The organism is Colwellia sp. C2M11 (assembly GCF_018860915.1).
GTDB lineage: Bacteria > Pseudomonadota > Gammaproteobacteria > Enterobacterales > Alteromonadaceae > Colwellia.
Genome location: NZ_JAHKQD010000044.1, coordinates 103,070 through 125,273, shown reverse-complemented (window position 1 = coordinate 125,273; position 22,204 = coordinate 103,070). Strand labels below are relative to the sequence as shown.

Annotated in this window: 19 protein-coding genes and 3 tRNA genes; 16 read left to right on the top strand and 6 right to left on the bottom strand. The window is 33.9% G+C overall.

Features of this window, described 5'->3' with window-relative positions; translation table 11 throughout:
• Positions 1-180 precede the first annotated feature (180 nt).
• Positions 181-537, top strand: a complete 357-nt coding sequence (locus KO509_RS12410) for a hypothetical protein (protein ID WP_215973589.1) — start codon at positions 181-183, stop codon at positions 535-537.
• A gap of 9 nt (positions 538-546) precedes the next feature.
• Here the strand turns inward: KO509_RS12410 and trmB are convergent, their stop codons facing one another.
• Both trmB and KO509_RS12400 read right to left on the bottom strand, forming a co-directional pair.
• Positions 547-1,284, bottom strand: a complete 738-nt coding sequence (trmB, locus tag KO509_RS12405) for a tRNA (guanosine(46)-N7)-methyltransferase TrmB (protein WP_215973588.1) — start codon at positions 1,282-1,284, stop codon at positions 547-549.
• A 140-nt stretch (positions 1,285-1,424) separates the two neighbouring features.
• Positions 1,425-1,763, bottom strand: a complete 339-nt coding sequence (locus KO509_RS12400; RefSeq protein ID WP_215973587.1) for a YggL family protein — start codon at positions 1,761-1,763, stop codon at positions 1,425-1,427.
• Positions 1,764-1,978: 215 nt separating this feature from the next.
• Here KO509_RS12400 and mutY point away from each other — a divergent pair, with 215 nt between their 5' ends.
• The 5 genes from mutY to KO509_RS12375 all read left to right on the top strand — a co-directional run bounded on the left by mutY (position 1,979) and on the right by KO509_RS12375 (position 4,266).
• On the top strand, positions 1,979-3,100 hold the full coding sequence (gene mutY / locus KO509_RS12395; protein ID WP_215973629.1) for an A/G-specific adenine glycosylase: 1,122 nt from the start codon (positions 1,979-1,981) through the stop codon (positions 3,098-3,100).
• Positions 3,101-3,162: 62 nt separating this feature from the next.
• Positions 3,163-3,438, top strand: coding sequence for an oxidative damage protection protein (locus tag KO509_RS12390; RefSeq protein WP_215973586.1), 276 nt, complete (start codon positions 3,163-3,165; stop codon positions 3,436-3,438).
• Positions 3,439-3,766: 328 nt separating this feature from the next.
• Positions 3,767-3,842, top strand: a tRNA-Phe gene (locus KO509_RS12385).
• Positions 3,843-3,944: 102 nt separating this feature from the next.
• Positions 3,945-4,020, top strand: a tRNA-Thr gene (locus KO509_RS12380).
• Between the two features lie 170 nt (positions 4,021-4,190).
• Positions 4,191-4,266: transfer RNA gene (locus tag KO509_RS12375), tRNA-Thr, on the top strand.
• Positions 4,267-4,801: 535 nt separating this feature from the next.
• On the opposite strand, the gene KO509_RS12370 is transcribed toward KO509_RS12375, so the two are convergent.
• The 3 genes from KO509_RS12370 to KO509_RS12360 all read right to left on the bottom strand — a co-directional run bounded on the left by KO509_RS12370 (position 4,802) and on the right by KO509_RS12360 (position 6,103).
• Positions 4,802-5,110, bottom strand: a complete 309-nt coding sequence (locus KO509_RS12370) for a helix-turn-helix transcriptional regulator (protein ID WP_215973585.1) — start codon at positions 5,108-5,110, stop codon at positions 4,802-4,804.
• Positions 5,111-5,153: 43 nt separating this feature from the next.
• Positions 5,154-5,453 (bottom strand): hypothetical protein, encoded by a 300-nt coding sequence (locus KO509_RS12365; protein WP_215973584.1) that lies wholly within the window; start codon positions 5,451-5,453, stop codon positions 5,154-5,156.
• Positions 5,454-5,875: 422 nt separating this feature from the next.
• A complete protein-coding gene (locus KO509_RS12360; protein ID WP_215973583.1) occupies positions 5,876-6,103 on the bottom strand; it encodes a hypothetical protein in 228 nt (75 codons plus the stop codon).
• Between the two features lie 746 nt (positions 6,104-6,849).
• Between KO509_RS12360 and KO509_RS12355 the strand changes: the two genes are divergently transcribed.
• The 9 genes from KO509_RS12355 (at position 6,850) to KO509_RS12315 (ending at position 18,809) form a co-directional block, all read left to right on the top strand.
• Positions 6,850-7,020: a hypothetical protein gene (locus KO509_RS12355; RefSeq protein WP_215973582.1), complete on the top strand. Its 171-nt coding sequence runs from the start codon at positions 6,850-6,852 to the stop codon at positions 7,018-7,020.
• A gap of 825 nt (positions 7,021-7,845) precedes the next feature.
• Positions 7,846-9,942 (top strand): hypothetical protein, encoded by a 2,097-nt coding sequence (locus tag KO509_RS12350; protein WP_215973581.1) that lies wholly within the window; start codon positions 7,846-7,848, stop codon positions 9,940-9,942.
• A gap of 133 nt (positions 9,943-10,075) precedes the next feature.
• Entirely contained in the window at positions 10,076-11,380 is a 1,305-nt protein-coding gene (gene dcm / locus KO509_RS12345; protein WP_215973580.1) for a DNA (cytosine-5-)-methyltransferase, read from the top strand.
• Positions 11,381-11,554: 174 nt separating this feature from the next.
• Entirely contained in the window at positions 11,555-12,265 is a 711-nt protein-coding gene (locus tag KO509_RS12340) for a PmeII family type II restriction endonuclease (protein ID WP_215973579.1), read from the top strand.
• Between the two features lie 926 nt (positions 12,266-13,191).
• Complete coding sequence (locus KO509_RS12335; RefSeq protein WP_215973578.1) at positions 13,192-13,671, top strand: transcriptional repressor; 480 nt, start codon at positions 13,192-13,194, stop codon at positions 13,669-13,671.
• Positions 13,672-13,706: 35 nt separating this feature from the next.
• Entirely contained in the window at positions 13,707-14,102 is a 396-nt protein-coding gene (locus tag KO509_RS12330; RefSeq protein ID WP_215973577.1) for a MerC domain-containing protein, read from the top strand.
• A gap of 327 nt (positions 14,103-14,429) precedes the next feature.
• Positions 14,430-15,566, top strand: a complete 1,137-nt coding sequence (locus tag KO509_RS12325) for a serine hydrolase domain-containing protein (RefSeq protein ID WP_252727540.1) — start codon at positions 14,430-14,432, stop codon at positions 15,564-15,566.
• Between the two features lie 247 nt (positions 15,567-15,813).
• The gene (locus KO509_RS12320; protein ID WP_215973575.1) at positions 15,814-18,294 is read left to right on the top strand and encodes a M1 family metallopeptidase; all 2,481 of its coding nucleotides are present in this window, start codon (positions 15,814-15,816) and stop codon (positions 18,292-18,294) included.
• Positions 18,294-18,809, top strand: coding sequence for a DUF6702 family protein (locus tag KO509_RS12315; RefSeq protein ID WP_252727538.1), 516 nt, complete (start codon positions 18,294-18,296; stop codon positions 18,807-18,809). Before KO509_RS12320 ends, KO509_RS12315 begins: the two co-directional genes overlap by 1 nt.
• Before the next feature lie 306 nt (positions 18,810-19,115).
• Here KO509_RS12315 and KO509_RS18080 read toward each other — a convergent pair whose 3' ends face one another.
• A complete protein-coding gene (locus tag KO509_RS18080; RefSeq protein WP_303495261.1) occupies positions 19,116-19,802 on the bottom strand; it encodes a PEP-CTERM sorting domain-containing protein in 687 nt (228 codons plus the stop codon).
• Between the two features lie 488 nt (positions 19,803-20,290).
• On the opposite strand from KO509_RS18080, the gene speA reads away from it, so the two are divergent.
• Entirely contained in the window at positions 20,291-22,201 is a 1,911-nt protein-coding gene (gene speA / locus KO509_RS12305; protein ID WP_215973574.1) for a biosynthetic arginine decarboxylase, read from the top strand.
• The last annotated feature ends 3 nt before the right edge of the window (positions 22,202-22,204 follow it).

Below are 22,204 nucleotides of genomic sequence, written 5' to 3'. Positions count from 1 at the left end.
GTAAAATCCCTTTGCACTAAATAAAAGAGAAGGAATTTATTAATAAGCATCGAACACAAAGAGTATTTTTAAAGTAATATTGAAACGTGTTTACAATCCTGGCAAGACAACTAAAATAATCAGATATTTTACTGTTAAAAGTTGTTACTATCCTTTCATAATTATTACATGAGAAAATAAATGCAAATTATAGCTGTACTTGCCCTAGCCTCAATGGTGTGGTTAATTTGGCAATTAATTAAAGCTAAGCGTTTTACACGCTTTAAGCAAAAGATTGAGGATGAACTAAAAGAGCAGGTTATCGCGAGTATTATTGAAGAAATGGCAGAAAGCCGCAGTGATATATTTCCAAATAACGAATATCACCAAGAGGCAACAATATATTACTGGTGCCAATATAAAAGTCGCATATTGCATGCAGCCTTACAACGAGAAATAATTACAGAGCAATGGCTTAAAGATTCAGGTAACTTACGTAATGCACAACACTTGTTCTTTGTTGAAAGTAAGTACTTACCTTCAACAAAGAATACATAAATAGAAACACTACATTTTAGAAAATTGAATATCCCAAACACCATGACCTAAACGGTGACCACGGCTTTCAAATTTAGTTAGTGGTCTTGAGTCTGGACGTGGAACATAATCATTAGTATCAGATAAGTTCTTATAGCCTTGTGAATTTTGCATATCTTCAAGCATACACTCTGCATAATTCTCCCAGTCTGTCGCCATATGGAAAACCCCACCAACTTTTAGCTTTTTACGAATAGCTTCAACAAAATCAGCTTGTACAATACGGCGTTTATGATGTTTCTTTTTATGCCAAGGATCAGGAAAAAATAACTGTACTGTAGTCAGGCTATTATCAGGAATACAATCAGCTAAAATCTCAATGGCATCATGCTCATATACTTTTAAGTTTTCAACCCCTTCTTCAGCTGCTAAAGAAATACAAGCCCCTACACCAGGTTTATGTACCTCAACACCAATAAAGTTTAATTCTGGTGCTGCCTTAGCCATTTCAACTAATGATTTTCCCATGCCAAAACCAATTTCTAAAACGACAGGATTATCATTGCCAAATAATGCCTCTACATCAATTAAACCATCACTGTGATTTAACCCCATAGTTTGCCAATGGTCATTTAAAGCACGTTCTTGCCCTTTAGTTAAACGACCTTCACGCTTAACAAAGCTACGTACTTTACGAATGTACTTACCTTCTTTTTCCGCTTCCTCTATCGTTTTGTGAATGCGGTTTTCATTTTCTTTTTCAGTCATTTTTCTATCTTTCTATTTGATTTAAAGCAATAAACGCTGGCATCTCTAGCATCAAGGAGTAAATAAAACATTTCAAGCTAAGTATTAAGCATATTTGCCACTTATTGCACCATGTAAAAATGTTTTTAAATAACTTTAGGCTATTCAGCCCACCATACATCGTAAAGTTCACTCACTGCTACTGCAGTAGCACCGTTATCGGTTAACCATTTTTCAACCGCAGCTCTATGTTCATTTGTACATGAACCTAGTTTTTGTGTGCAAATTAAACCATGCCACAACGTATCACCTTCACCACCAAAACCTAATCCGTTCGGTTGAATCACTTCACTAAAGAATTTATCAATAAATGCATCAAGTTCATCGCTAGTTATGCCTTCATTTAGTTTCCAAGCAACGTCAAAACCTAATTCTTTAAACTCATCAACTCTTAATTTTTTACGTATACGCTGACTTCGGTTCTTTGCATCAACTTTCATGGCATAGCCTTAATAATAGTTACTAAAAATAATTACCGCTATTATACAGACTTCATCCCAAGCAATAAAACTAATTTATTCAACTATCACTTTCTTTAAAAACAAACTCTTTTGAGTCAATCAAAATAATTAGTTACACTGCGCTTACATACTTAAAAGTGAAGTTTATTACCATCAATACTCCAATTTCCACTCCCTTAAAAAAAGATGTAAATATATCCACAGCATCTGCTAAGCAGTTTGCAGCTCAAGTAGTTACTTGGTATCACCATCAAGGCAGAAAACACTTACCGTGGCAGCAAAATAAAACGCCATACAGTGTTTGGGTGTCTGAAATAATGCTTCAGCAAACCCAAGTAGCAACGGTTATTCCATATTACCAACGTTTTATGGAGAGCTTTCCCACCATAACTAGCTTGGCTAATGCAGATGAAGACAATGTACTACACCATTGGACAGGTTTGGGCTATTACGCCAGAGCACGTAATTTACACAAAGCAGCTAAGCTCATTGTAAGTGAGCATAAAGGTATTTTTCCTGAAAATATTGAACAGGTAATTGCACTACCAGGTATAGGACGCTCAACTGCTGGTGCAATTCTAAGTTTATCGTTAAATCAATACCACCCTATTCTTGATGGTAATGTAAAGCGTGTATTAGCTAGAAATTATTTAGTAGAAGGCCATAATGGCTTAGCTAAATTTGACAAAGCACTATGGCAATTAAGTGAAATTTTAACACCTACTACCGATACTGGTTTTTATACCCAAGCCATGATGGATTTAGGTGCAACTGTGTGTACTCGAAGTAAGCCAACATGTGAAGTATGCCCAGTACAAACAAGTTGCTTAGCAATGGCTAGTAATCTACAAGCTGAATTTCCTCAAAAAAAACCTAAGAAAAAAATTCCTGAAAAAAATACCATTATGGTTATTCCTAGAATAACAACGCCAACAAGCGATAGTGTATTAATGGAAAAACGCCCTCCAGCAGGTATTTGGGGAGGTTTATGGTGTTTTTATGAAGTAAGTGACAAAGATGATATTAATAGTTTATTGCAATCATTAGGCTTACAGGCCACAACCGCAGAAAATTCATGGCAAGAATTAGTCACCTTTAGACATACCTTTAGTCATTTCCATCTGGATATTTCTCCTATTATAATTGACTGTATTCAAGTAACGTCCAATTCACATTCTCAGTGCAGTAATCAGGAAATTAATACTCAAGAAGTTAGCGAACCTAGAAAACAAAAATGGTATGATTTACACAGCGAAGCTAGCGTAGGTTTAGCTGCATCAACAAAAAAACTTATTGGCTTACTTCAAAATAACTAGCACTGTCTAGATAATGCCAATAATAAACGTCACGAAAACCTTATAACTAACAAGAGAGAATTATGAGCCGCACAGTTTTTTGTCAGAACCTAAAAAAAGACGCAGAAGGTCTTGGATTTCAACTATACCCAGGTGAAGTGGGTAAACGTATTTTTGATAATATCTCTAAAGAAGCTTGGGGACATTGGCAAAAGAAGCAAACAATGCTGATTAATGAAAAGAAAATGAATATGATGAATGCTGACGATCGCAAGTTTTTAGAAAGCGCTATGGTTGCTTATCTATTTGACGGTATAGAGCCAGACATCGAAGGTTATGTTCCTCCTTCATCAAAATAACCCATATTTTTTCGTATCGTCATTATATTATCGCCAATAAACAAAGTTAAAAGTTATTGGTAATGATGAAAATGAAGCCTAATTAATATTTTTAGCTAGAAAATATATATGGCGCTTCACTTAATAAATTCATTACCATATTCATTTTAGCAGGCAAGTTATTATTAAAAAGCCACTGTAATAGTTAAATAAACAGCAGTAAGCGCAAAAAAACAGCAAACAAACCTTTTTAATGAAAAACTTATAAAAAAACAGTTGACGAACAAAGAGAAAAACAGTCTAATAGCGCTCGTCTTAACGAGGTAACGAAAACACTTCGAAAAGCAATGCCCCGATAGCTCAGTTGGTAGAGCAGAGGATTGAAAATCCTCGTGTCCCTGGTTCAAATCCGGGTCGGGGCACCATTTACAGAAATGGTGCTCATTTATTAATTAATAATAAAAAGTATTATTTCGGTGCCAAAGTATTATCTTTGTAAATTAGTAATACTGCACACAGCTTTGTGTGCCGACTTAGCTCAGTTGGTAGAGCAACTGACTTGTAATCAGTAGGTCGCCAGTTCGACTCCGGCAGTCGGCACCATTTATAACAAAGCCTCAGCATATATGTTGAGGCTTTTTTATTTAGCAATACAAATTCGTTGATTTATAATCATCGAAGTTTAATTTTTAGTAGAACCAATTAGTTTAATATTGGTTCGGTGCCAAGATAATTAGTTCAATAGACTATAATTATCGCACACGTTTTCGTGTGCCGACTTAGCTCAGTTGGTAGAGCAACTGACTTGTAATCAGTAGGTCGCCAGTTCGACTCCGGCAGTCGGCACCATTCATTCAAGCCCTAACTTCGGTTAGGGCTTTTTTGTATCTAGCGATTGGTTAAATTCTAAATCAATTTTCACTTACACCAATATTTTATCTACCCTGCACTATTAGTGGTGTACACGTCAGTTTATTATTTATTTCGTGATATCAATAGGCACAAAATACACCCTGTTTTGAATAAACTCAATTAGGGCACATTGGATATTAGGGTAATTCCATCAGAATAAAAAAGTTTATTAAGTGATTTCTACGGTGAAAAAAGGATTTGATCCGTTGCTTAGGGTATATAGGTTGGTATACAACTCACTAAAACTGCGGGTGAATTTTATTAGGGTAAATTAGTTGATGGTGTAAATATCCGAACTGGGTATTAGCACCAGTGATATCCGTTGGTTTGAGTTATTGTTGATTTAACTTTACCAGTTAATAGCAGATAAAACAGATGAATTATTATCAAACTGGTTTTGTGTATTAATAATTAGTTAATTTTATATAAAGTAAGTTATGTAAAGTATTGTCTGGTTCTTCTACTTCTTAAATTATTTTAGTTTCCCATGCATTATGCTTTCAAACGCATGAATAATATCAGCCAAATCTTTTTCTTCTGTTAGTGCCTTTAATTCATCGATTAAATCATTGTTATCAATAAAAGAGTCTTCTTCTATGTTAAATAGTTTTGCGGCCTTGGTAATCACCTTCATGGAAGGTTTTTTCTTACCATTCTCAATTAAAGAAAGGTAAGTAGGTGTAATATCTAGTTCTTTAGCAACATCAATAGGACTAAGTTGCTTGGTTAATCTAAGGCCTTTTATTTTATAGCCTGAAAAATTAAGTTGTTTTTTTGACATGTGATTTCCTGATTTAATTAAAATTGCTACAACAACAATAAAATCACATCAGTCTTGATTTGTAATGAGCAGTTTCAGCCCATTGAAGAGCATTACTTAAAAAAGGCTCTGACCTATTTTCTAAGTTTAGTTTAATCTGTTTATATCTTGACTCAACGATTTTTTCGGCTTTGCTCTTACTTATTGCCACCTTCACCTTTATTTTAGGTAAGGGCTTCAAGTCATCTATAAAAAATAACGATCGTCCAAAAACATCACAGAATACTTGCCTCTCAAGTATTTCATCTACTGCATCTCGTAATGTATCAATTACTATTGAGAATTCATGTTTGGAATCGAGCATTTTCACCTAGACTTAGAAGTTAATCGTTTCTTAAATTAACACCCAAAAATTGCAAGTTAGTCAGTTTTTGCGAATTTTTTGACAGGAAAGTGACCACTCTCCTGAACACACGGTCAATGGAATTACATATGAGTTTTAATTAGTATCATATACATCTCCAATCATTTTGTGACTTGATCAAATGCGTTCAGCACTTAATCCCTTTGAGTACTATGCTGTTCATAGGTTTCAAAAGAAAAATTCTACTATATAGACATCCTGTTAATATTTTGGTTTTTCGATTATGAGCACATTCAAGCATTGTTGAATTCCATACAGTTATATAGTGACTGTTAGCACTTATTTTTGCTATTACACCTCCTTAGTTGAGAGAGAAAAGTCTTAAAAGATTGTCTATCCTTCATTGAAGCGGCTGTGTAAAACTATTCACCAAACATAAAATACAATATCTTAATTAGATGAAAAGCACGAGTTAGCAATTTGCTAGACTCTTGCTTGTTTTGTGAAGACATAAATAATTTTAGCTCCTTGATAGATTGTTCTATTTCCATCATTAGCTCTTCATCATTATGTTTTTTACTTGCTTCTAACGCTTTCTCTAAAACTTCCACAGCTTCTTTGACTGCCAGTAAACGGTAATTTAAATTCATAACGTTCTACTATTTCCTATAAATTAATTTAATTAAAAATAGGAGGCAGTCACATTGACTGTAAGGTGTTAACTTGTGTCAGATATAAATGACATTATGAATCTTATATCAAACCACAAAGTTAATAAAGGACAATAGTTAAAAATATTAACTTTTATTAACTTTATTATGAAAGAGCCTTGTTAAGATTAAAAGCAGACACAACAGACAGTTTTTAATAATTATATTAGCTAAAACTTTAATATACTGATTCAACAGAAATAATTCTGTGAAGAGACCTCAAGGAAGTAGCTAAACGCTTTGATATTGAAGTATTAGATCATGTTGTGATTGGTTATCAGTGTTTTGATAGAGCTGTTAGAGGTTAGTAATAGCAGTATTTATGAAAATCATACCTAACATACTCGACTATCTTCATTTAATTAGAATAACTTAAAGTATTATATCTCTGTTTAATAAAAATACTGAAATACTCATGTATGGAGTATTCTGATCCAATAAGCACTCACAACCTGCAATATTTTCAAGTAATAAACCAGTGTATTCATCAACTTCATGTTGATTTTTAATATCTATATCAGCATCTAAATGTTATATGTATACTGTCTATCCAATTAGATTAAAAGCCAACGTTTAACCAAAGAGTTATAATATTTTACACGCTCAATTAACGAATATATTTTCATTAACTAACTGCTTAATATAAAAGTATTTGTTAATCTCCTGTTTTACTTATCGGGGGATATATGAAAAGTATTAAAACACCTAGTGGCAGATCTGAGTTTAGTTATCAAGGTAATATCGAAAAAGGCTTTAAACTAAAAATTACGGATAATGAGTTTTTCTTACCAAGCGAATTGGTTAATGCTGTGCTAACACATTTTAAAGGTCAGCTAGCTATTGGTGGTTTAACATGACAGAACCACCTAAAAGTGGATTGGGTTATTTCATGAGAGATTATGGAAAAAACATTTAGATAAATTTATTTCTCCTAAATACGGTAGCCACCTAACTGCAATTTTAAATGAAGAAGGTTACCTAAATATTTTATTCGATGGTCGTAAAGTAAGCCTCCAATTTAATTAAATCAAAAACAGAAATACCAGATGTTTTATTAAGAACTTCTTATTGCTAGTTAATCAGTGTCAAATACTTAATCAGCAAAAGTTATACAAAAACTATCTGCTTTTTCTTGTATCAATAAGAACTAAACCTTTAATTGGCTGTTTGGGGTTACATGGTTTCTTCGGTGGTGTTGGTTTAATAGGTTTTATATCAGATAGTGTCATGTTAATACCTTAAATTTAATCTAGGTATTTATCGAAATTTCACCAATATTCATGCTTAAAAATAGGATCTTAATTTCAAATTTAGTGCTTATGGCTTTATAAGCCTTGTTTCACCAACGACATCAACGGATTGAGTGTCACTTGCTCTGATTCACTAGGGTAAGTATTAATGCTTCAAGCTAATATCAATCACCTACCACGTAACCAAGTCGATTATTAGAGTTCAGTTGTTTAGTACGGATATGGTAATAACTCGATTTAATGATAAAATACAACGGTAGTTACCTTATCTAAACTGATTATAAGGTATTAAATTTTTACCATTTAAATATTCATATTTACTTATTGATTTAAAAATAATCGGATAGATAGATTATTAGCTATTGAATTATTTAATTTTCTCCCCAACATCATTCAAATATTCACTAATTTATTCAGCAAAAAACTAACAACATGCTATCAAATACCTTTTCAGATACTTTTTTAGAACTTACAGATTCATTAAGTAAATATCGTAGAGCTGAATTAAAAAGCTCAACTGGTGCAAATATCATTGAAGATTTGTATGTTGATCCACTAGGTAAAGACCTAATTTTAAAATCAATGATGAAAAACAACACAACCCTTTTATTGGGGCGGAAAGGTACTGGTAAATCAACAATCATTAACAGGTTTCAGCACGAAGTTAGAAAAACTAAAGATAAACTATCTCTATACGTGGATGTTAAGGCGCTTTTTGAGCAAACAAAAAAGTCAGATCTAAGTATTCAAAATGTCGACATTGGTCTTTCTAATCAGAGTAAAGAAAAGTTGAACTTATATGCTTTTTTTATAGAAAAAATAATCAATGAATTAAAAAAGGAAATCAAAAAAGGCGTTTTTCAAAACAAACTGGTGAGCTTTTTCTCTTCAAACGGTATTACTAAAGAAGAATTTGAATTAGAACTTAACCAATTGTTTGAAAGTGTTAAGAAGCCTCTTTATAGAGACACAACTGCTTCACAACAAATATCACAATCAACTTCGAGTAAACAAAATACAGCAAAGAATAATACCATTGGATTCAAATTATCCAATGATTCAGCTAACCTTTCTGGTCAAATGGCAGAATCAAATCAATGCGAAGATATTGACTCTAATGAAATGGTTAAAGTATTAAGCCGCTTTTTCGACATCATAGGTTTCATGGATGACTTAAAAGCCCTTCTACAACGCATTCCTATTAATAACGTATTCATTTGCCTTGATGATATGTCTGAAATAGACAAAGACTCGATGGAGGTATTTACAGACTTTATAGTTGGTCCATTAAATAACCTTTCTGATGAATATTTTAAATTCAAAATATCGTTGTACCCAGGAAGAGATTTTTTACCTTCCATTGATCGGCAAAAAGTAAAGACCTATCCGCTAGATTATTATGATTTATATTCTCTTGGCAGTGTAGATAAAGCTGAAGAATCTGCAATTAAATACACAAAAAGATTAATCGAAGCAAGGTTTGATTACTACTTTAAAAATAAAAAACTGTCGGAATTCTTTGATGTTTCGTCTTCTTTTTCTATGGGGGATTTTTATAAACTACTATTTCAAGTAAGCTCAAACGTGCCTCGAATTATGGGGAAAATATTAGAAATAGCTCTTCAAAAAACAAACAGTTTAGAGAAAAAAATAACCAAAAGAATAATACAGGAGTCCGCACGACAACATTATAAAAATGATATTGAGTACATTTTGACTAAAAGCGAATATATTGAATACAAAAGCTATGATGAATCCTTTGAACAATATCACTTACTCGAACTACTAAAGCGTATTATTGAAAAAGCAAACGCAAATAAAAGGCAAATAGGTGCATCTCCAGCAAAAATATTTGAAGCATATACGACAAATACAGCACCCTCGAATTATTTACACGTTTCAGAAGGAATGGAAGAAGTTTTAAAAACATTAGAATTTAATTTTTTCATTACTAAATACTCACAACAAAAAGATAAAGATGGCGAAAATATCAGTATATTCTCTCTTAATTATGGTTTGTGCATGGATCACAATATAATTTTCGATGATAAAAGCGACCGAAAGTTTAGAATTGAAAGAGTTTTTGACTATAACAAAGTCATTGCAGATTGGATGAAGAGTTCTAAAGAATTAATCTGTAGTAAATGTGGTGAAGTTTACGATATTGAAAAGAAAGCAATATTCATAGAACATAACTTTCCATGCCAAAAATGCCAAGGTGAAGTTTTACTGAGGCCTATAATTAATCATGAGCATAAAGAGATTATAGAGAGAAACGTTCAAATTCCGCCTAAAGAATACGAAGTCTTAAACACTTTAAAAAACAAACCTGATCTAACAGCAACAGATCTTGGTGATGAATTAGACAGGTCTTATCAATCAATAGGTTATAGCACAGGCAAAAGTAGTAAACTCACAAATTTTGAATTAATCAAAAGGGCTAAAAAGGGAAAACGCCCTTACTTTTCAATATCTGATGACGGCAAATTATTCCTTAACGGTGAATATAAAAATAAGACAGATACTTAAGTTTATTATTCATTTAAAGTACAAATTGAATTGGAAGACTGTTAAAATTCAATCTTAATTTGAATTAATAACAACTACAGGCTACTGTATATAGACACAGTAATTTTTTTGTATTTGTAATCTAAGGCTATTCGTGATTATTTCAGACTCTGTATTAGCAGACATACTTTCTATTTCTAAAAGAAACATTGCGTCAAGAATCAGTAAAGGTGAGTTAACCCCATGCTCATCTGATGGTGATAATCACTTTTTCACGATAAACAAGTTAGTTACCCATAAAGTCATTGCTGAAATGTTAAATTCTGACTGGAAGTCTGAAATCACAATAAGACCTTGCAGAGAGTTCAAATCTGTTGAGCTATTTGCTGGTGCGGGCGGTTTAGCAATAGGCTTAGAAAATGCCGGTTTCAAGCATATTGCATTAAATGAATTAGATAAATCAGCTAGCCGAACTTTAAAATCAAACATTTCCGGCGCTGAGTTACTTGAGAATATAGAAGATATTAATAGTCAATTAATCAACGCTTCTATAGAAAAACCACTAATTCTAAATAACGATATTTCTCAAATTGACTTTAAACCTCTTAAAGATAAAGTCGACTTTTTATCTGGTGGCTTTCCTTGCCAAGCTTTCTCTTATGCAGGTAATAAACATGGATTTGAAGATACTAGAGGCACTCTTTTCTTCGAGTTTGCTCGAGCGATAAAAGAGATTCAACCTACTGTATTTCTTGGTGAAAATGTAAAAGGCCTATTGAATCATGAAGGTGGAAAGACGCTCGATACAATAAAAAATACAATTGAAGAGTTAGGCTATACGTTAATCCCACCAAAAGTGTTGAAAGCTATTTTTTATAGGGTTCCTCAAAAACGGGAACGACTATTTCTAGTGGGAATTAAAAATGAAATAGCTGAAAAAATTGATCTTAACTTATTTAAATGGCCTTCACCTTGCGAAAAAATTTATACTGTTAAAGATGGCTTAAAAGCAGGTGAATTATTTGATACTGATGTTCCTGCATCAGAGGGCCAATCATATCCTTTAAGAAAACAACAAATCATGAAAAAAGTACCACAAGGTGGATATTGGCGGAACTTAGATGATGATTTACAACAAGAATACATGAAAGGTTCATATTATCTTGGCGGTGGAAAAACAGGTATGGCAAGAAGACTCTCATGGGATGAACCTTCATTAACTCTGACTACATCGCCAGCACAGAAACAAACAGAAAGGTGTCACCCTGATGAAGAGAGACCTTTAACATATAGAGAATACGCTCGTATTCAAACTTTCCCTGATACATGGAAGTTTGAAGGTTCATTAACCAACCAGTACAAACAAATTGGCAATGCTGTACCAGTAAACCTAGCTGAAAGGGTTGGTAACTCGTTAATTAGCTTATTTAACGAGTTAGAAAGTCTCTCTTACCTTTAATGGTAGAGATTTCATCTTCTGCCATTTATTAAACAGTATCTCTTATTAGGCTATTGATTAAAATCAATCATTTGTCAAAACATTACTACTTCTCATACTTTAAAATATCTTTATTCATATATTTATATTAAATTAAACAATAATTTAGTAATAAAAGATAAGGATATACCTGAAATGACGATTAACAAAGCTGAGATCTTAGATAAAACAAAAGCTTGGTTTAGAGATTCCATAGCCACAAATCACATTGCTAACACAGTTAAGTTATCAAGCCCAAACAAGTTTAACATCAACCCTTTTTTAGCGGTGTATCTAGCAAATTTTCTTACAGGAAACTCTAACCCTGAAAGCATTGCTAAAGCTCTAATTTTACCCCGTGTATTAGGTACTTCAATAACGACATCTTTTGGTACTCAAATTCAAACTTTTACGAATACCGTTCTGGAAGGCTTTGGAAGCGTGACTAGCGGGATCGACATAGAGTTTATCGACCAGTTAGATGGGCATAAAAAATACTGTCAATTGAAGTCAGGTCCAAATACTATAAATCATGATGACGTTGAAACCATTGCACACCATTTTCAAGGTGTCATAAATTTAGGTAGAACAAATAATCTTAGGATTACCCATAATGACATGATAGTTGGGATAATTTACGGAGAACTAGAACAAACAAGTGCACACTACAGAAGAATAACATCTCAGTACCACTTTCCAGTTTATACAGGTGCTGAATTTTGGCATCGTCTAACGGGTGATGAAGATTTTTACTCTGACTTAATATCAGCTATAGGCTCAGTGGCAACTGAATCTGATTTCAGCTCTGAGTTAAATAACGTTATAAGCCAATTAGCACAATCGGAAGACATTCAAAACCTGACTTAGTACTGGTTATAGAGCTAGGCTAAAATTGAATAATCATCAAAATTTTGATCAACAGGTCGATTGATGAAGACCACTCAAAATGCGCTAGCTTATTTTCATGGGTGACTTTCTGACAACTCTAACCAGAATGTTAAAATTGAAAGATAGTTAGAAGCACACATAAATCACATGATTAGTGCAATTTATCGGGTTTAAAATAGCTAGGGCTATTTTTGTATTCTTCTTTATTTAACATATAGTTATAACGCATAGACAGTGACTTTGTCTTTCTAGAGTCTCTACCTTGTAATCAGTAGGTCGCCAGCTCGACTTCGACTCTGGCGGTCGGCACCATTCATAATGAAGCCTCAACAGCAATGTTGAGGCTTTTTTATTTCTATTAAAAACTGGCCTACTGATGAAATCAGTAGCTAAGCAGGGTTGGCAGCTCGACTCCGGCGGTCGGTACCATTCATAAAAACTATTCTACTGATCTATACCAATCTCACTAACTATGTGATCATTTCTACTTGTTAAAACTACCAACCACATCGTTATTTATTTAATAATTAGAACAACCAGTTATTGAAATAAATGCCTTGTATTTGGCAATTTTTTCTACGTATAAAATTGTTTGACTTGCTCTCATGATTCTTAACGAGTGCTACTTTCTTCCAGCAAAGTGCAAAACATCCCTCCATCTTTTTCAAGAGCCTAAGATATGTTACTCATAACACCAGAACCTTATATAACTCTATTCAATATAAAGTATTCTTAATAGTTTACACCCCACCTATTGATATGTTATAACATATCAATAGGTGGGGTGTAATAACACCGACTACAACACTGTTTAATTTTGAACATAAAACTTACGTTATATCATTTGGCTATTATGAACATGACTCTGTAAGTCTTGACGAAAATAATACAAGGATAAGATTTCATTGAACCAAGATATTCAAATACAAGCCAGCTTAAAATTAGCAGCAAAAGTCTGTAAGCAACATGATGTTCTCTTAACCAAGAAACGTCGACAGGTTTTAACACTATTGTTAATAACTGACAAAGCACTGTCTGCCTATGAGTTGATGGGAGCATTTAAAACTCACTTTAATGAAGTGTTATTGCCTATGACAGCTTATCGAACTTTAGAGTTTCTAGAGAGAATGCAATTAGCGCATAGACTTAACATCGCCAATAAATATGTAGCCTGTGCTCATATTGGTTGCAAGTCTTCCCATGAGTTACCGTATTTTTTAATTTGCCAGAAATGCTTACGTGTTGATGAATTAAACAATAATACCAGTAATAATTTAAGCGATTTAACAGATAAAGCTGAACAAACTGGCTATCAATTATCATCACCACAAATTGAGTTAAACGGTACCTGCAATACTTGTCTTTCAGCACATAATAATTGCTAAAAGCAATTCTACTTTTAAATATATAGGTTATAAAAATGAAAACTGTCTCGGCCTCCTTAGATAAATCTGCAATTACATTATCTGTATTATGTTTGGCTCATTGCCTTTTACTTCCTTTAGTAACAGTTTTACTGCCAACGGTAATTGCTACCACGATGGATCAAGAAATATTTCATACATTGATGGTTATTTGTGTATTACCTATAAGTATTTACGCTCTGACGATGGGATGTAAGAAACATAACAAAATGTCGATTGGATTATATGGTGGATTGGGGCTTATTATCCTAGCTTCCGCACTACTCTTTAGTGAAAGTTACCTTGGTGAGATGGGTGAAAAAGGATTAACCACTTTAGGTGCCATAGTTATAGCTTTTGCTCATATTCAAAATTATAAACTTTGTCAGAAGTCTAAAAGTTGTTCATGTTAGGTCAGAATACTTATATGCAAAGCACACTGACAAAAGAAGCGATTATTATCTTTAAATATCATGATATAATTTGAGATTAAAATATCGTTTCAATATCAAGGTAGTTGATGCAGTAAACATAATTATTGCAAACGTTCTCATGAAACTAGTAAGCTCAATTTGTAGAGCAACTAACTTGTAATTAAGAGTTAGACTCCGACAGTCAATCGGTACCATTCATATCAGTCATCAACAAAAATATTGGGGCTGTTTTATTTATAGAAAAAATTAATTTTATCAAAGGGGTTTGTGTTGATTCGGATATATTGTCTTTTTTTAACTCTTGTTATGTCATGTTCTTATGCCGATCCACTTAAAGAGTTTAATCCGGGATTCTCAATGCATGTTGCTGAACAGCTGGAAAAATACAATATTCCTGGTGGCGCTTATGTCATTGTAAAAAATAATAATATAGTTTCTTTAGAAACATTTGGCCATATTGATAAAGCAAAATCACAAAAAGTTAATAGCAATACTATATTTCGTTTAGCTTCGGTATCTAAAACTTTTGCCTCCACCATTACCACTATGCTTGCACAAGAACATGTGCTTGACTTATCAGATCCCATCACTAAATATGTACCCAACTTTTCTTTGGCGCAAGAAGGCGCAGCAGAAAAAATTCAGTTAAAGCATATTCTCAGCCATTCTAGTGGTTTAATGCCGAATGCTTATGATAATTTGCTTCATGAAAACTGGAGCATGGATAAAATTATTGGTCGTTTTGATCGTATTACTCCTATTTGCCAACCAGACAAATGTTACGGCTACCAAAATATCACTTTTGGACTATTACAGTCCGCCATTGAAAGTAGTCAAAACAAAAATTATTCCACTTTACTAACTGAAAGACTATTCTCTCCGTTAAAAATGAACGACAGCTCCATTGGAATAAAACCTTTTCAAGAACTTAAAAATACAGCTAAGCCTCATATATTAAGAAAAACTATTTTAACCAACAAAAAAAATAAGCAAGGAAAAAGGCTAAAGCAATATATTTGGCGTACTGTAAATGTAGCGCCTGATTTTTATAAAGTGGCACCTGCCGCAGGGGTTAATTCCAGTATTTCCGATTTAGCCAAATGGCTTATAGCAAATTTGGGGCATAATTCTGACGTTTTATCACCAGCATTATTAAGTGAAATTACAACACCAAGAATAAAAACCAAAAAAGATTTACGTAGAAGGTATTGGCGAGAGCATTTAACTGATGCTCATTACGGCTACGGCTGGCGCATTTATCAACTTAATGAGCAAAAAATTATCTATCATTCAGGTTGGGTAGAAGGCTTTCGGGCCGATATTGGTTACTCACCTGAATTAGATATAGGTTTTGCGATACTAATCAATGCCGAAGCTAATGTTATTAACCAAATATCTAGCGAGTTCTGGACAAAAACGCATCAACTCTTTACTAAGTTGTAGTAGCCATGATTTAAAATGATAGTATTTCAGTAACATGAAAATTATTCGCTTTTATTGCGGTTTCTCCACCGACAATAGGTTAATTTAGTCGAATAAAAACAACCGAATGTAAACAAAAAATTACGTTTTGCAAGAAAAGATAACACCATAAACTACTCGTAATTTTATATTAACTTCTCAGATGAGTGATAATAGCTCCCCTATTTTTCACTGTATTAATTCAACACAACAAAATAAGAATGGATAAATGAAAATTAACATTAACATTATAAAAATCTTTACTGCATTAATTTTGCCGCTTTCAATAGCTTCAACTGTTAATGCATCAGCGATTAAACAAAGCAAAGGCGACTTTGAAGACAAATTTCGTCAATTAGAGGAAGTACTTCCTACCCCAAATGTATACCGAAATGCCGCAGGTGAACCGGGTGAAAATTATTGGCAGCAGCAAGTTGACTATAAAATTAAAGTGTCACTTGATGAAGAAAAACGTCGTATAACAGCCAGTGAAAAAATCACCTACCAGAATAACTCTCCGTACAAATTAAAGTATTTATGGGTGCAGTTAGATCAAAATATCTTCAAAGATGACTCTATTGCTAATATGGCAAACAACTTTGGTGGTGTTGGTCGCCGAGGTCCTTACACCAAAACAGGTGATGCACAAACACCAGCAAAAATTAGCTTAGGTGAATTACGTCGCCAACAATTTATGGCTGATAACGAATTAGGCTATGAGATCAGCGCCATAAAAGACAGTAAAGGCAAGAAGTTAAACTTTACTGTTGTTGGTACACAAATGCGTATCGACCTACCTAAGCCTTTAAAATCTGGCGCTAATGTTGAATTTTCTATCGACTTCGCTTTCAACATTGTTGAAGAAGATGCGGTATCGGCACGTTCAGGTTATGAACACTTTGAAAAAGACGAACGCGAAGGCGGTAACGACATCTTCTTACTTGCACAGTGGTTCCCTCGCCTGCATGCCTACACAGATTACGAAGGTTGGAATAACAAAGAGTTTTTAGGTCGTGGTGAATTCACCCTAGAGTTTGGTGACTATGAAGTAGAAATTGACGTTCCTGCAGATCATATCGTAAGTGCTACAGGTAAATTAGCTAACCCTAAAGATGTACTAACAAAAACACAACGTAATCGTTTAGAAGAAGCTGAAACGTCTAAACGTCCTGTATTTATTGTTACGGAAGAAGAAGCATTAGAAAACGAGAAAGAAGGTACTAATAAGCGCAAAACGTGGAAGTTTAAAGCTGACAATGTTCGTGACTTTGCTTGGGCTTCTTCACGTAAGTTTATGTGGGATGCTAAAGGTTATAAACAAGGTGGCGACGATATGCCATTTGTTATGGCAATGTCTTTCTACCCTAAAGAAGGTGGCGATCTTTGGAAGAAGTACTCTACGGAATCTATTGTCCATACAATGGAAGTTTACTCACGTTACTCGTTTGACTATCCATACCCAACAGCACAATCAGTTAATGGTCCTGTAGGCGGTATGGAATATCCGATGATCACTTTTAATGGCCCTCGTACTGAATTACAAGACGATGGTTCACGCACTTATTCACAAGCTGAAAAACGCTTCCTAATTGGTGTTGTAATTCATGAAGTAGGTCACATTTATTTCCCAATGGTCGTTAACTCTGATGAGCGTCAATGGACTTGGATGGATGAAGGTTTAAACAGCTTTTTAGATGGTGTTGCTGGGCGTGAATGGGATCCAACAATTCCATGGGGTGTTGAGCCTCGTGATATTACTGGTTATATGAAGTCTCAAAACCAGGTACCAATTATGACGCAATCTGATAGCGTTTTACGTTTAGGTCCTAATGCTTATACAAAACCTGCTGCTGCACTTAACATTTTACGAGAAGTTATTTTAGGTCGTGAGTTATTTGATTTCGCTTTTAAAGAATATGCTACTCGTTGGAAGTTTAAACGCCCTACCCCATCTGATTTTTTCCGTACAATGGAAGAAGCATCTGGTGTTGATTTAGATTGGTTCTGGCGCGGCTGGTTCTACTCTACAGATCATGTAGATATCTCAATAGATAAAGTATATAAAATGCGTTTAGATACTCATAACCCGGATATTGATTACGGCCGTTTACGCCAAATCGAACTCGATAAACCTTCTTCATTATTTGTTGAGCGTAACAAAGCAGAAGGCAAAGAGTTATGGGTTGACCGTAATCCTGACGTAACAGATTTTTATGACGAAAACGACCGTTTCACCGTAACCAATAAAGAACGTAACAAGTACAAAAAATTCTTAAAGGGTTTAAAGCCTTGGGAACTTAAAGCACTAGAACGTGCCGTAAAAGAAGATAAAAACTATTATGTATTAGAGTTCTCAAATCTTGGTGGTTTAGTTATGCCGATTATTTTAGAACTAACCTATAAAGATGGTTCAACAGAAAGTCAGTACATACCTGCTGAAATTTGGCGTAGAACACCAAAACACGTGAGTAAACTTGTTGTGACTGATAACGACAAAGAATTGGTTAGTGTTACTGTTGATCCAGGTTGGGAAACGGCTGATGTTGACGTAGAAAATAACCACTACCCACGTCAAATTATACCAACACGTGTTGAAGCCTATAAAGCGAAGAAGAGCACAGCTAAAGTTAGTCGCGATATCATGAAAGATATTAAAACAGAGCTTAAAACTGACGAAGATGATGAAACAGAAGATAAGAAGGACAACTAATGTCTAAACGTTTAATCATTTTTATAGCGGTTTTCTTAATAGCGATATCGAGTATTGTTTCTACAAACTTAGCGTTTGCGCACCAACAAAAAGCTGCTGAAACAACCGTTACGTTTAACAAACGTTCAGGTCAACTAGAGGTATCGCACAGGTTTTACATGCATGACACTGAGCATGCAGTGCAAGCATTATTTGATAAGAATGCTGACATCATTAACCTCAAGAAAACACAACAGCAATTTGCTGATTATGTTGCTAAGCAATTTTTAGTACGCACTTTAGCTGATGAAGAACTACCTTTAACAGCCGTAGGCTATGAAATTGAAGGTAAGTTTTTCTGGGTGTATCAAGAAACAGCGATACCAAAAGGATTGGATGGATTGAAGTTATTTAATGGTACATTACGCGACCTTTGGCCTACACAAATCAATATGGTTAATATTGAAGGTAAAGATGAAATTCGTACGTTGTATTTTAGCGATAATAAAGATTGGTTAATAACTAAATTTAACTAATTTAATCTTTTTGTTTCAATAATCTAACTAATAAAACCTCAACAGAAATGTTGAGGTTTTTTTACTCTACAATAATAGAAAAAGTAAATTCTACACAAAATATATATTCAACTTAATGAATACACTATGCCTTTACTCGAAAAGTTTATTACTTAGCTCGCAAGTAAATTTAACGATGAAGAGAATGGTTAACAAAAGAGAGGATAAAAGAGGCTTGTTCTTATAAATTTATATTTTTCAATCACCCAAAAAAAACACCAATCATTACAATTGATGTTTTTTAAATCTAATTATTTAAATAAATTATTAAGATTTTTTCTTAAAACGACGAGAAGCAAATCCCATCAAACCTAATGCAACAATAGCAAGTGTTGAAGGTTCAGAAACAGTTGTTGCTGCTGGTGCAGATAATCTAATTTGGTAACCAGTTATATGAGCATTACTTGAATTCAGAGCATCTAAACGAAGTTCTTGAGTGTTACCTGTTGCAGTAAACTCTCCGATAACATATTGGCCAAGTCCATTACCTTTAGCATTCAATGTAGAGCTATTACCATTACTATCATCAAAATACATTTCACGACTTTGAGGTCTTAAATCAGTCAGCCATAGTTGAATAGAATAAGCTACGCCTTCGATCAAGTTACCGCCACCAATAGTCAATGCAGTTAAGTCAGATCCATTTCCAAAATCAAAACTATTAAGGAAAGCATCGTAACCTGAATCATCGGTTGATGAACCATCTAATGCGCCAACAAAACCACGTCTAGATAATAAAGATGTAGAATTATCAAATTCAACACCATTTACTGTAACACTTCCAGAGTTTGTAGTTGTCGCATTAATCGCTTCAACAGTAGTACCTAAATTAAATACATCATTAAAATCAGTAGTATTTTGCACTTCACTCCAATTAATTATACCTGCATTAGCAGCTCCACTAACAAGTACTATCAATCCAGCAACCACTGTATTTAAAATCTTAAATTTCACTTTTATTCCTTTTAAATTATATTCATATTTCTAACAATATATTAACAATGCAATAAATATACCGCTGCAGTAATACATCTAAAATTCAAGTAGATAGTAATTTGAAAAAACGTATAAAAATAAAACTGTAAAATAACTCGACATAACTGGCCCAACCAGTAAATCACCAGCCTGCTAACTTTATTCTAGAAGTAGGCATTTAAGAAGAACAACTCGATCAGAGTATGATTTTGATTGTAATCCAATATATTTATGCTTATAAAATAAAAAAACATCATAAAATGGATAAACGTTTCATTAAAAATATTAGAAAACCATAAAGAGAATATTAATAACAACGTTCTGCTATCTCGTACTAATCAATAATAATGGTTATTTGTAATCATTTTTTTTGTTTGACATTAAACGGCTGTTAAATTCTAATTCGCCCCAATTACATATGACTAATTCCCTTACTATTATTAGATGGCAAGGCTAAAGGAAAACGAATGAATAAAGATAATCTTGATAACGCACGCGCACATTACAACGTACGTCATTGGAGTCAGGGCTATTTTGGAATCAATGATGCAGGCAAGGTATATGTTGCACCTAAAGTTGATAATCAAGAGCACACAGTAGACTTAAATAGTATTGCTAAAATGATTGAAGATAAAGGATTAACACTACCCGCCTTAGTGCGATTTCCACAAATAATTCATCATCGCATTCATAGCCTATGTGAAGCGTTTAATAAAGCAATAGATGAATATGATTATCAGCAAAAATATTTATTGGTTTACCCTATTAAAGTCAACCAGCAACGAGAAGTTGTTGATGAAATTTTGGCGAGCCAACATAACAAAGAATACACTCAATTGGGGCTTGAAGCTGGCAGTAAAGCTGAATTGCTTGCTGTTTTAGCAATGGCTCAAAAAGTGTCTTCGGTTATTGTTTGTAATGGCTACAAAGATAGAGAATACGTGCGTTTAGCGTTAATCGGCGAGAAACTCGGACATCAAGTACATATTGTGCTAGAAAAAATGTCTGAACTTGAAATGATTTTAGCCGAAGCTAAAAAGTTGAATGTAGAACCTCGCCTGGGAATACGTGTGCGTTTAGCATCACAAGGCAAAGGAAAATGGCAAGCAAGTGGTGGTGAAAAATCAAAGTTTGGTTTATCAGCGTCACAAGTACTCAACGTTGTTAAAATTCTCAAACAAGAAAATATGCTTGATGCATTAAAGCTAGTGCATTTTCATTTAGGATCACAAATTGCCAACATTCGAGACATTAGGTTAGGTGTTAGTGAAGCGGCACGCTTTTATTGTGAGCTTCGCCGTATTGGTGCAGGCTTGTTATGTATGGATGTTGGCGGTGGTTTAGCTATTGATTATGATGGAACACGTAGCCAATCACATAACTCTATGAACTATAGTTTAGCTGAATATGCCAATAATATTGTTCACACTATTGGTGACATTTGTAAAAGCTATGATCAACCAATGCCCATGATTATTTCAGAGTCAGGTAGAGCATTAACCGCGCATCATGCAGTACTGATTTCTAATGTTATTGGTGCTGAATCATATGAACCAGAAAACATACAAGCACCGATACCAGATGAATCTATTTTACTAAATAATATGTGGCATTCGTTAGAACAATTAAACGATCGTAACGATGATCGCGCATTAATTGAAATTTATCACGACACACAAAGTGATTTAGCAGAAGTACATAGCCAATTTTCAATGGGCCTGTTGAATTTAACTCAGCGTGCTTGGGCTGAACAAATTAATTTACGCGTGTGTTATGAATTAAATCAATTAATGGATGCTAAAAACCGATTCCATCGCCCAATAATGGATGACTTAACAGGAAAACTAGCAGATAAATTTTTTGTGAACTTTTCTTTATTTCAATCATTACCAGACGCATGGGGAATTGATCAAGTATTTCCGGTTCTACCATTAAATAACTTAGAAAAGTACCATGAAAAACGTGCAGTATTGTTAGACATTACGTGTGATTCTGATGGCACCATTGATCACTATGTTGACGGACAAGGTATTGAACACACCTTACCTGTACCAGCATGGACAGAAGATGAGCCATATTTACTCGGCTTTTTCTTAGTCGGTGCATATCAAGAAATTTTAGGTGACATGCATAATTTATTTGGTGATACCCATAGCGCAGTAGTAGTTGTAAATGACGATGGTGAAGCCGAAATTACCGAAATAAATGAAGGTGATACCGTTGAAGACATGCTGAATTATGTGCATTTAGATGCAAAATTATTTCAACAAACTTATGCCGATCTTATCGAAGCTAGGTTATCAAAAAGTGAAGGTGATGAAATATTTAAAGAGTTAGTTGATGGCTTAAAAGGCTATACCTACCTTGAAGATTTCTAAAGG